The organism is Cyanobium sp. BA20m-p-22, from assembly GCF_024346275.1.
Taxonomy (GTDB): Bacteria; Cyanobacteriota; Cyanobacteriia; order PCC-6307; family Cyanobiaceae; genus Cyanobium_A.
In genome coordinates, this window is the sequence record NZ_JAGQCQ010000095.1 from 1 (window position 1) to 11,130 (window position 11,130).

11 protein-coding genes are annotated in these 11,130 nt (G+C 65.2%); 2 read left to right on the plus strand and 9 right to left on the minus strand.

Annotation, left to right across the window (positions count from 1 at the left end):
- The 6 genes from KBZ15_RS09770 to KBZ15_RS09795 all read right to left on the minus strand — a co-directional run.
- Positions 1-2,237: general secretion pathway protein GspD (locus tag KBZ15_RS09770; RefSeq protein WP_255015025.1), on the minus strand; the 2,237-nt coding region annotated here is incomplete at its 3' end.
- 33 nt (positions 2,238-2,270) lie between these two features.
- Positions 2,271-3,044 carry a hypothetical protein gene (locus KBZ15_RS09775; protein ID WP_255015026.1) on the minus strand — a complete coding sequence of 258 codons (774 nt, stop codon included), beginning with the start codon at positions 3,042-3,044 and terminating at the stop codon, positions 2,271-2,273.
- A complete protein-coding gene (locus KBZ15_RS09780) occupies positions 3,041-3,754 on the minus strand; it encodes a PilN domain-containing protein (RefSeq protein ID WP_254930422.1) in 714 nt (237 codons plus the stop codon). The genes KBZ15_RS09775 and KBZ15_RS09780 overlap by 4 nt, the downstream gene beginning before the upstream one ends.
- Complete coding sequence (locus KBZ15_RS09785; protein ID WP_255015027.1) at positions 3,751-4,662, minus strand: hypothetical protein; 912 nt, start codon at positions 4,660-4,662, stop codon at positions 3,751-3,753. The genes KBZ15_RS09780 and KBZ15_RS09785 overlap by 4 nt, the downstream gene beginning before the upstream one ends.
- Positions 4,663-4,700: 38 nt before the next feature.
- Positions 4,701-5,873, minus strand: coding sequence for a quinone-dependent dihydroorotate dehydrogenase (locus tag KBZ15_RS09790; RefSeq protein ID WP_255015029.1), 1,173 nt, complete (start codon positions 5,871-5,873; stop codon positions 4,701-4,703).
- A 10-nt stretch (positions 5,874-5,883) separates the two neighbouring features.
- Positions 5,884-6,624 (minus strand): ribonuclease H, encoded by a 741-nt coding sequence (locus tag KBZ15_RS09795; protein ID WP_255015031.1) that lies wholly within the window; start codon positions 6,622-6,624, stop codon positions 5,884-5,886.
- Positions 6,625-6,679: 55 nt separating this feature from the next.
- Between KBZ15_RS09795 and KBZ15_RS09800 the strand changes: the two genes are divergently transcribed.
- Entirely contained in the window at positions 6,680-7,402 is a 723-nt protein-coding gene (locus tag KBZ15_RS09800; protein WP_255015032.1) for a DUF3747 domain-containing protein, read from the plus strand.
- Between the two features lie 259 nt (positions 7,403-7,661).
- Here KBZ15_RS09800 and rplL read toward each other — a convergent pair whose 3' ends face one another.
- Positions 7,662-8,045, minus strand: a complete 384-nt coding sequence (gene rplL / locus KBZ15_RS09805) for a 50S ribosomal protein L7/L12 (RefSeq protein WP_254930417.1) — start codon at positions 8,043-8,045, stop codon at positions 7,662-7,664.
- Between the two features lie 39 nt (positions 8,046-8,084).
- Positions 8,085-8,609 (minus strand): 50S ribosomal protein L10, encoded by a 525-nt coding sequence (gene rplJ, locus KBZ15_RS09810; protein WP_254930416.1) that lies wholly within the window; start codon positions 8,607-8,609, stop codon positions 8,085-8,087.
- Positions 8,610-8,884: 275 nt separating this feature from the next.
- Between rplJ and KBZ15_RS09815 the strand changes: the two genes are divergently transcribed.
- Complete coding sequence (locus KBZ15_RS09815; protein WP_255015034.1) at positions 8,885-10,369, plus strand: ABC transporter permease subunit; 1,485 nt, start codon at positions 8,885-8,887, stop codon at positions 10,367-10,369.
- On the opposite strand, the gene rplA is transcribed toward KBZ15_RS09815, so the two are convergent.
- A complete protein-coding gene (gene rplA / locus KBZ15_RS09820) occupies positions 10,353-11,060 on the minus strand; it encodes a 50S ribosomal protein L1 (RefSeq protein WP_254930414.1) in 708 nt (235 codons plus the stop codon). The genes KBZ15_RS09815 and rplA overlap by 17 nt on opposite strands.
- Positions 11,061-11,130 lie beyond the last annotated feature (70 nt).

Here is an 11,130-nt window from a genome sequence, read left to right on the forward strand (position 1 = left end):
ATGCGCCTGGCCTCTTCCGTATCAGGCCTGAACCCATATCCATAGGCACCACCCATTTCGTCATCGATGATCTTGGGAGTTACCATGATCACCAATTCACGTTTTTCACGAACATTGCCGCTGGAACGGAACAGCGAGCCAATAAATGGAATATCGCCCAAGATGGGCCACTTCCTCACCTCGGCACGATCAAAATCGGAAATTACACCGGTCATGATCAGCGTCTGACCGTCGCGCACCCGCAGGGCACCTGTGTCCAGGCTGCGAATACTAAGAATATTAAGCGGAGAACCGCATCCAGCTGGAGCTTGCTCCCTTGCTGTCACTGCCGAGACGCTGGGGGAAAGCACAAATGTCACAAAACCATTGTCATCAATCTTTTGAACCCTGGCACCCAAAATCAAACCAGCGGTCGACAGCACAGGAGTGCAAGCTATGGCACCCAGGGTCGTTTGCGTTTGGTAATCAGTAACCACATTAGTTCCGACACGAACCACACCCTCATTAGCCCTACGGCGCCCAATTGCCCTGTCCAAACCAATATTCGAGACACCCTGAACAACACCACTACCAGCCTGGGAAGACTGACCCGCAGTTTCCTCTCCCTCACGCAACAACTCAGCATTTTCCTGAAGAATTAAGGTGGGACTGGCCAATAATTTGGTATTCGAAGAAACTATTTGCGCCTTCAAGAAATCATAAAATTCATTTTTAGGATAGGCACCGCCAGGATTCTGTTGCGGATTAGAAAAACTTCCTGTCGCAGAATTATACGTTGGCGGCAAATTATTGCCAAACGCCCCAAGCAGCTGGCCATTATCATTGACGATAAAATTATTGCCCCATCGAATCGCAAAGCTATTGCTCATTGTCGAGTCGTTATCTAAATTGACATCTAAAATCTTCAAGGATAACGCCACCTGGCGCTGGCGCAGATCAAGCTGCTTTAGGTATTGCTCGGCGATGAGGATGACCGAAGAATCTCCCACTAAAGTGATTGTTCCCAGCCTGGTGTCGGTAGTTGCCCGCAGGCCCACCAGGGGGCCAGTAGAAGCTCCATAGGCTTCCACCATGGTCTGACTACTTGATTGGGTGGTGGCACTGGAAGCAGCCCCGATGACAGCCGAACTTTGATTGGCGCCCTGGGTAATAGCGGTGGTGATGGTATTGGTTTTAGTAACCGAAGCGCCTAGGTTGGCAAGATAATCGGCGGCGGAGTTGGCGCTGACTTGGTTTAATCGATAAACCTTGGAAAGCTGGGGACCGAATGATTTAGACAATACATTGAGCCCTGCAAAGATTGTATTTCCCTCCACCCTTGCCTGCAGGCCCGAGCCCATAAGAATGGCATTGAGGGCCCTGCTATAGGCCTCACCCCGAAATGAGACGGTGACAGGCTGGGCCCTTGGTGCATCTTTGTTTGCAGGCGAAGATTCAGCAGACGCACCAGCGCCCTGACCAGGGAAGGAATTCTGGCTTGTAGGGGGATTATCCACATACACAAACCCATATCCACCCAGCTGGGCCAGCACCATCAACACATCTCTGGCGTTAGCTCCCCGCGTGGTGAGGGTTACGGGAGGGCCACTCAATCGGATGTAGCCGCGATTTTGAAGCGTCATCGTGCCCACAGCCATATCCCCCAGCGGCGGTGCCACGGCCCGGGGCCGCAGGGGGGGCACAAAGCTCTCGATGGGCACCGGGGTGGGCTGCCGCAAGTTGGGGCGCGCCGTCTGAGAGAGCACATTGGGCTGGGCCGGGAAGCTCACCACCAGGTCCCGACCGTCGCTGCTGATCACCGGCGAGGCCAGGGGGCGTCCGGCCACGGGCGTCACCGTGAGCCGGAAATTCTCACCACTGCCCTCGAAGCTGATGCGCTCGAAACCCTCAGCCGGCAGCGCCAGCGACTGGGGGCCCACCTTCAGGGCCCGGGGGCGATCGGTGCGCAGATCCCCCTGCCAGCGATCGGCCAGGGGCTGCTGGGTCAGGGAAGCCCCTAGGCCGGCCTGCTCCAGCACCAACTCCACCGCATCGGGCAGGCGCCGCACCTTCAGCTGCAGCCCACCAATTGCCTCCTGTGGGCCAGGGTTAGCCGCCTGAGCCGGCCGGCGGGCCTGGGCAAGCACCTGGTTGGCGGGCAGCAGCAGGGGCGTTGTCGCCACCACCAGCGACAACCAGGCGCAGCCGATCCGAGCCACCAAGGCCAGCCTTCCCGGGAATGGCTCGATGGTATCCACCAGAACCCCGCCCCGCCAGGCCCCTGGGCCCGCTTAAGGCTGGCTGGAACCAGTCTTGCTGGAGCTGTAGAGGGTCAGGGTGAAGGTCATCGCCGTGGGGGCTGGGGCCGGCGCGGCGGCAGGGGGTGGGGGGGAAGCTGGCGAGTTTGCTGGTGAATCAGCGGCGGCGGCGGGGTCAGCGGGAGCCTCAGCGGCGGCGGGGGCCTGGCCAGCCGTGGGCCCAACCTGCTGCAGCGTGAAGCCGCTCTGCCGCACCAGCAGGCTCAACCGCTCCATCGCCCGGATGAAGCCAAGCAGGCTTGGATAGGCCCCCACGGCCTTGAGCTGCATCTGGGTTGCCTGCAGGCCCGCACCGGCCAGGGGATCGGGCGGCTCAGCCGGGGCTGCGGGGGTGGGCGGGGCGGCCTCCCCTGGGGCGCCCTTTGACTGGGCGGGCTGGAGCACATCGAGCTGCACGCCGTGGAGCTGGGCTTGCCGATCAACCTGGGTGAGGAAGGTGGCCAGATCCCCACTGCCCGCGATCAGGGCCAGCAGGCGGGCCTGTTGCAACTCGGCGCTTTGGGTCGCGGTGATTGTTTGATCCAGCTGCTGCCGCAGCAGCGGAATCCCGGCCGCCGTGGCCTGCTTCTGGGCCTGACGCTGGTTGGCCTCGTTGAGTTTCTGCAGCTGGGGAATCACCCAGCCCCCCAGCAACGCCAGCGCCACCACCCCGCCCAGCGCCAGGGGCAGCAGCAGCAGCTGACGCGGCGATAGGCGGCTGCCGGCCAGGGCCGGTTCCTCACCAGCAGGGGCCTGCAAGTTGGTCATGGCAGCAGTCCCTCCCCTTGCAGCAACTGGAGCCGGCGCACCATGCCATCAGCGCCGAGCTGCCGGAGGATCAGCGCTTCCTGGCCTGCCGCCAGCGGCGGCCGCAACCTGGCGGTGACCAGGAAGCCCACCTGGTTTGATCCCATGGCCTGGGAACCCTCGCCGCGGATGCGCTCCGCCTGGCTCAACACCACCCCCTGGGGGTCGAGCAGGGGTGAGCGGGCCAACTGCAGCTGCAGTGCATTGATGCGCCCAAAGCTGAGCGGGTCCCGCGCTTCGCCCTTGATCTCCAGGCTATCGGTGAGGATTTTGACCTCCCGCAGCCGCACCCCTTGGGGCACCCGCAGCTGCAGATCCCGCATCAGCGCCGAGCCTGAACGGTTTGCAACCAGGGCATTGGCCAGGGTGCGATTGACACTGCCCAGCTTTTCCAGGGACCGCCTGCGGCCATTGAGAGCCTGCTCCAGCTCGGCCACCTTCGCCTCCACCAGGGCCTCCCGATCGAGCGAAGCGAGCACAGACTGGGCTCGCATGGTCAGCAGCACTCCCATCAGGGCCACCCCACCTACCAGCAGCATCGCCCAGCCGCAGCCACGGACCAGCTGGCTCCGTTGACTTGCCCGCAGTTCCTGGGGATCGGCCAGGCCGAGCTCCCGGCGCCGCTCCCGCAGCAGGTCCACCCCCGCAGCCAGATCCAACTGGGCGCTCATCGGGCCCCCTCCAGCAGCGCCAGACCGCGCAGGGCCAGGTTTCCATAGCCGCCAGAATCGAGCAGCTCCAGCGGCTGGGGGCAGCCGAGCTGCAGCCGCTCTTGCAGGCCGGCGGCCAGCCCTGCAGCCAGCAGCAGCTCAATGGAGCCCGTGGCCTGCATCCCCTGCTGCCAGCGCAGAAAGCGCAGGCAGGCCTCGAGTTGGCCTAGCCACTGCTCCAGCTCCCCGCTCAGCAGCCGCTCGTAGAGCGGCACCCCATCGCGCCACACCAGCAGGCGCAGGGCCTGCGGCTCGGGCAGCAACAGGCCCACCAGGGTCGTTGAATCCGCCGCCAGCAGCCGCTCCTGCAGGCCCACCATCCAGGCCACCTGGGCCGGCACGAGCCGACCCAGGTGCACCCCCGCAATGTTGAAAACCTCCAGCCAATCCGCCAGCAGCTGGCGCTCGATGGCCACCACCAGGGCATCGACGTCACCGCCCTGGACTGGCATGACGTCGAGCCAGCCCTGCTCCAGCGCGAAGGGCAGGCCCAGATCGGGCTGGAGCTCTCGCAGCTGCCGCGCGGGCTCTAGGGGCCAGGCCGAGAGGGGCGAGGCAGCGAGGGGCCACTGCAATGCCCGCCAGTAACAGGCCGGCGCCGGCAGGACCACGCTCAAAAGGGCCTTGATCTCCCCGTAGCTCAGCAGCAGGTCGCCGATGAAATCACCCAGGGCCTCCGTTTGGAGGGGCCTGCCCCCCCGGCAGGTGGCCGCCGGCAAGGGCACTATCCAAGGGGCGTCCAGGGGTTGGTTGGCCTTCGGCAGGCGTTGGGCCGTGAGCACCAGGTCGCTGAGATCGAGCACCACCTTGGTGGGAAACAGCTCAGACCGCAGCGTCTGCCACTCCTCCTGCAAGCGTGCAACGACCAACGGGACTCCCAAACCACCGCCTGAAGGTTATCGAGAGTTCACCGCCAGGCCAGGCCGGAGCCCACAGCTGCGCCGATATGGGCCAGGCCATGGCGCTCAAGTTGGCAGGCCAGACCCGCCAGGATCTGGGGCACCAGGGCCGGCCCCGAGTAGATCCAGCCGGTGTAGACCTGCACCAGGGAAGCCCCGGCGGCGATCCGCTCCCAGGCGCTTTCAGGCGAATCTATGCCGCCCACTCCGATCAGGGGAAGGGCAGGGCCGGCCGTGGCCCGCAGCCGCCGCAACACCTCCAGGGCCCGGGCCCGCAGGGGGGCACCGCTCAGCCCGCCGGCCTCCTGGGCCAGGGTGCGGCCGGTCTGGGCCAAGCGGCGCTGCTCCAGGCCGAAGCGGTTGAGGCTTGTATTCACGGCAATCACCCCGGCCAATCCCTCCTCGTAGGCGATGCGGGCGATCGCATCGATGGCGTCGTCCTCGAGGTCGGGGGCGATCTTCACCAGCAGCGGCGGACAGGCCGGAAGCCGCCGCAGCCGCTCCACCAGGCGCCGCAGCAGGGTTTCCTCCTGGAGCTCCCGCAGGCCGGGCGTGTTGGGCGAGCTGACGTTGATGACGGCGTAGTCGGCCAGGGGCGACAGCAGCTCCAGCGAGGAGGCGTAGTCGTCTGGAGCCAGCTCCAGCGAGGTGAGCTTCGATTTGCCCAGGTTGATCCCCAGCACGGCGGGGCGCCGACCGGGCGGGGGCAACTGCTGGCGCTCCAGGGTGCGGCGCAGCACCTGGGCCCCATCGTTGTTGAAACCCATCCGGTTCAGGGCCGCCCGCTCCGCCGCCAGCCGAAACAGCCGCGGCCTGGGATTGCCCGGCTGGCCGTGCCAGGTCACCGTGCCCACCTCGGCAAAGCCGAAGCCGAAGAGGTGCCAGATGGCAGCCGCCACCCCATTTTTGTCAAAACCGGCGGCCAGGCCCACCGGATTGGCGAAGCGGCAGCCAAACAGACTCTGCTCCAGCCTGGGATCGGGGTGCTGCAACTCCGCCGCCAGGCCGGCCAGGGCGCCGCTGACGATGGGCCAGGTTCGCCGCAAGGAGGCCTGGCCCAGGGCCGTGAGGGTGAGCTGGCTCAGTTGCTCGGCATCGGCGCCCTCATCGCGGCTGAGCAGGGGGCCGAGCAACCGTTGATAGAGAGCACCTGTATTGGTTGCCCCAGCTGGATTCGCCATCGCCCGCCGCCTACTCCCGATCCGCCAATCCTCCCTCGTTCCTCTGCAAACGCCAGCGCCCACCCCCCAGGGGCAGCACTTGCCAATCCCGCCACACCCAGGGGTCGCTGCGGCTTTCCAGCTGCTGCAAAGGCTGCTCCACCAGCTGGGCCAGTTCCACCAGATTGAGGCCGTAGCCCTGGTCGGCGAGGCGGTCGGCCAGTTCCAGCCGGCTGAGCAGCTGTTGCAGGCCAGGCGGCGGCACATCGGCTTCGATCCGGGCGCTGGCCACTACCTCCCCAGCCGCCATGGCCGGCATCTGGCCATGGGAGAAGGCCACGGCGATGGCATCGCAGCGGTCGTTGTCGGGATCACCGCTGTGGCCTTTGACATGCACCAGCTCCACCCCCGGCAGCCGGGCCTGATCCAGCTGTTCCCACAGGTCCCGGTTGAGCACCACGCCACCGGAGGCCGTGCGCCAGCCCTTGCGCTTCCAGCCCTGGATCCACTTGCTGTAGCCATCAATCAGATAGCGGCTGTCGGTGCGGATCGTCAGGCCGGAATCGTGGGGCAGCTCCCTGAGCGCCTCCAGCAGGGCCAGGGCAGCCGTCAACTCCATGCGGTTGTTGGTGGTGGCCCGCTCGGCCCCGCCCATTTCATGGACCGAGCCGTCCTCAAAGCGCAACAAGGCCCCCCAGCCCCCGGGGCCGGGATTGCCACTGCAGGCGCCGTCACAGGCTGCGGCCACCACTTTTACCGGCTCAGCAGCCACTGGACACCCCCTGAAAGTTCGCTAGAGAACGGTTCTGCCTGACCCCAGCCCCGCCATGGCCTCCCCCGCCCCAGGCCCAGCCAGTCGCCAACCCCTTCGAACCTACCTGGCCCTGGCCGCCCTGGGCCTGGCCGCAATCAGCCCTCTGGCCCAGGCGGCCAACGTGTTCACCAGCCAGCCGCTGGATGCCAGCCGCTTCGCCGTGCTGGCCAGGCCCGTGGGCAGCAACAGCTGGAACCTGCTAGTGCTGGAGCAGATCAGGCCCCAGCCCCTCTGCTGGGAGCAGCGTCCTGACGGGCTCACCGAGCCGGCCCTCAACCGCTTCAACTTCACCGGCATCTGCAACCGCTACCTCGACAGCAACGGCTACTCCCTGCGCATCGGCGATCAGGATCTGGCCAGCCGCTACCGGCTGCAGCTGCGCCAGAGCGGAGCGGAATTGCGGCTGGAGGCCAGCACCCCCAGCGATGCCACCGTGCTGGTGGTGGGCAGGGCCCAGGTGCCCCTGCGAGAGAAGGATGGCTTTGTGGCGCTGACACTCGAACCTGGCTGGGACCTGCAGCGACGCAGCTTCAACGCCCAGACCCTCAACCACGTCTACTTCGCCAACCCCATCCCCCTGCCCCTGCTGCTGGCCAGTGCCAATGGCTCCCTGGCCACGACAGCCCAGCCACCGATGGCGCCCCCACCGCTGCCGTCAGAGCCCACCAGGGCTGAGCGCAGCAAGCTGCTCGCCCAGGGGCCGATCCGCCTGCCGGTGATCCCCTTCCGCGAGTGACAGTTGGCAGAGAGGCCTCCCCGACCTGGCCCCATCCCCATCCCACCGTTAAGTTTCTGGGGTGTGAGGAGTGGGAACGCTCTTCCGGGGTCGAAACGAGGCAAGACTCCCGGAATCGTTCCAACTCAAAGCCCTGCCTTCGGCGGGGCTTTTTTTTGTCTCGCTGGTTTTTAGGGCTCGCTCTAGAACCAGCGCACAAAAAAAACCGGCCCCCTTCGGGGCCGGCCGAGCTATCAGGGCTGGATCAGCTGGGGCTAGATCACTTGATGGTGACTTTGCCGCCAACTTCTTCAACGGCCTTTTTGATGGTTTCGGCGTCGCCTTTGGCGATGCCTTCCTTGATTGCGCAAGGGGCGCTTTCAACTAGGGCCTTGGCTTCGCCCAAGCCGAGGCCAGTGACCTCGCGGACGGCCTTGAGCACCTTGATCTTGGCGGCGGGGTCGAAGCTGTCGAGCATGACGTCGAATTCGGTCTGCTCTTCAACGGCTTCAGCAGCAGCTGCAGGAGCTGCTGCCATCACCACGCCAGCGGATGCGGCGGCAGACACGCCAAAGGCCTCTTCGATCTGCTTGACGAGCTCGGAAGCCTCAAGCAGCGAAAGGGTTTTCAGCGATTCGAGAATTTTGTCGGTAGTAGCAGACATGGTTGGGAATCAGCAACAGAAAGGGGAAGTCGCTTGAGCTCAGCTGCCGCTTTCGGCGTGCTGCTTGAGCGCCCGGGCAAGACCGGACGGAACCTCGTTGATACCCACGGCCAGCTTGGTGGCCACGGCATTGATCGCACCGGCGATCTGGGCCATGAGCACCTCCTTGGAGGGCAGATCCCCGATGGCCTTGATGTCGTTCTGGGAAAGGAGCTGACCTTCGAAAAGGCCGCCCTTCACATCCGACTTCTTCGTGTCCTTTTGGAAGGACTGCACGGCCTTCACCGCACCACCCACGTCGCCCTTGACGAGCACGAAGGCATTGGTGCCGGTGAGCAGGGAATCGAGATTCGACCAGGCGCTATCGCCATCAATGGCCCGGCGCATCAAGGTGTTTTTGGTCACCTTGCACACGCCGTTGCTGGCCTGCAGACGGGTCCGCAGATCAGACATCTCCTTGATGGTCAGGCCCTTGAAATCAAGAACCAGCGCCATTTCGGCCTCGCCGAGGAGCCCCTTGAGCTCTTCGACGATCTGTTGCTTGTTCTCCAGAGTGCGGCCCATAGGGAAGGAACGGATCGGGGGAACAAGCGGGGAACGCAGCCCGGGACGCTGAAGCCCTCCTTGAGGGGGGGATCAACTCGAGGCCGCTGCCTGTTCTGCCACCCGGTCGGACGAATCCTGCCTGGAGCCAAACCTGTCGCGATCACCTCGGCAGGACTTACGGGCGTGAACCCACCTGCTGTCTGGGGTAGGGCGCGTGCCCTTCTGGCCTAAGCCAGTCATCCACACTACACAGCGACCATTCCCTGACCATTCCCCAACCGATCCCCGACCCCATGCTCCCTCCTGCTCGCCGGATGGCGCTGCTGCTGCCCAGCCTCCTGCTGGCCCTGCTGCTGGCCCTGGGCCTGGCTCTGGCTGCGCCGGGGCGGGCCCAGCCGCTCTGGAACGTGGGCACCGATCCGAGCTACGCCCCCTTCGGCTTCACGGATGGGGACAGCGGCAAACTGCGCGGCTTCGACATCGAGCTGATCGAAGCCATCGCCAAACGCAGTGGTCACCGCCTCCAGCTCACCCCCCTGCCCTTCGATGGCCTGATCCCCGCCCTCCAGGTGCGCAACCTCGACCTGGCGATCAGCGCCATGACGATCACCGCGGAGCGGGCCGAGACGGTCGACTTCTCGCGGCCCTATTTCGCCGCCGGCCTGGGCATCGTGGTGCGGGATGGCACCCGGGGCATCAGCACCCTCAAGGATCTCGAAGGTCGCACGATCGCCGTGCAGATCGGCTCCACCGGAGCCAAGGCCATGGCTGCCGTACCCGGCGCCAGGCTCAGCACCTTTGATTCAGGCCCCCTGGCCCTGCAGGAACTGCTGAACGGGAATGTGGAGGCCTACGTCAATGACCTGCCCGCCACCCTCTACGCGATTGAAACCGCTGAGCTCAAGGGGATTGAGATCGCCGGCAAGCCCCTCACCTCCGACTTCTACGGCATCGCCTTCCCCAAGGGTTCTCCGCTGAGCTCCCCGGTGAACCGGGCCCTGGGCCAGCTCCTGGCCGATGGGAGCTACGCCCGCATCTACCAGCGCTGGTTTGGCCAGGCTCCGCCTTCACTGCCGCAACGCGCCCCGGCCCTCGACAGCCGCAGCGGCAGTGCGGGGCTCGACTTGATGCAGTTGCTGCGCAATCTGCTGCGCGGCGCCGGGGTGACGCTGGCCCTCACCCTCTGCTCCTTCAGTGTGAGCCTGATCGGTGCCGCCCTGGTGGCGACCGGGCTGCTGAGAGCAAATCCGCTGGTTCAGCGCTGCAGCCGGGTCTACGTCGACTTCTTTCGCGGCACACCGATCCTGGTCCAGCTGTTCGTGATCTATTTCGGCGTGCCGGCCCTGGCCCAGCAACTGGGGCTCACCCTCCAGATGGACCGCTTCGCCGCCGCCGTACTGGCCCTGGGGCTAAACGGGGCGGCCTACCAGGCCGAGACCCTGCGGGCAGGGATCAGCTCGATTGAGCGCGGCCAATGGGAAGCGGCCAAAGCCCTCGGACTGCGGCCCATCCCCAGCTTGCAGATGGTGATCCTGCCCCAGGCGCTGCAGCGGGTGCTGCCCTCCCTGGCCAATGAGTTCATCACCCTGATCAAGGACACCAGCCTGGCGGCGGTGATCGGCTTCAACGAACTGTTCCGCCAGGGGCAGCTGGTGGTGGCCACCAGCTACCGGGCCTTTGAGGTGTATCTGGCGGTGGCCCTGGTGTACCTGGTGATGACCACCGCCGCATCGCTGCTGTTCAAGCAGCTGGAACGGAGACTCAGGCGTCCTGCTTGATGTCCTGCAGAGCCGAGAAGTCGACTTCCACCGAGGGGCCCATGGTGGAGGTCACATACAGGCTCCTCCAGTAGCGGCCCTTGGCGCCGCTGGGCTTGTTGCGGTCGATGGTCTCCTGCAGGGCCTTGAGGTTTTCGAGCAGCTTGGCCGAATCGAAGCTGGCCTTGCCGAAGCGCACGTGCACGATGCCGGCCCGGTCGGCCCGAAACTCCAGCTTGCCGGCCTTGAACTCGTTGATGGCGCCGGCCAGGTCGGTGGTGACGGTGCCGGCCTTGGGGTTTGGCATCAGGCCCCGGGGGCCGAGCACCCGGCCCAGCTTGGCCACCTTCGGCATCATGTCTGGGGTGGCAATCAGCAGGTCGAAGTCCATTGCGCCCTTGGCGATCTGGTCGACCAGGTCGTCGTCGCCGGCCAGGTCGGCGCCGGCGGCCTTGGCGGCAGCCACTGCCTCACCGCGAGCGATCACGGCGATGCGGATGGTCTGGCCGGTGCCGTGGGGCAGGGCCACGGTGGTCCGCAGCTGCTGGTCTGTGTATTTGGGATCAATGCCGAGGCGCACATGGGCCTCGACGGTTTCATCAAACTTGGCGGTGGCGGTGGTCTTGACCAGCTCAATCGCCTCGAGAGGGGCGTAGCTGCGGTCTTCGACCGTGGCTCTGAGGGCAGCGAAGCGCTTGGAAATTTTCGGCATGGTGAGGATGGGGTACGGGCGATTCAGGGCTTGGCCGTTGAACAGATGGACTGGTCAGGGTTGCCTGGAT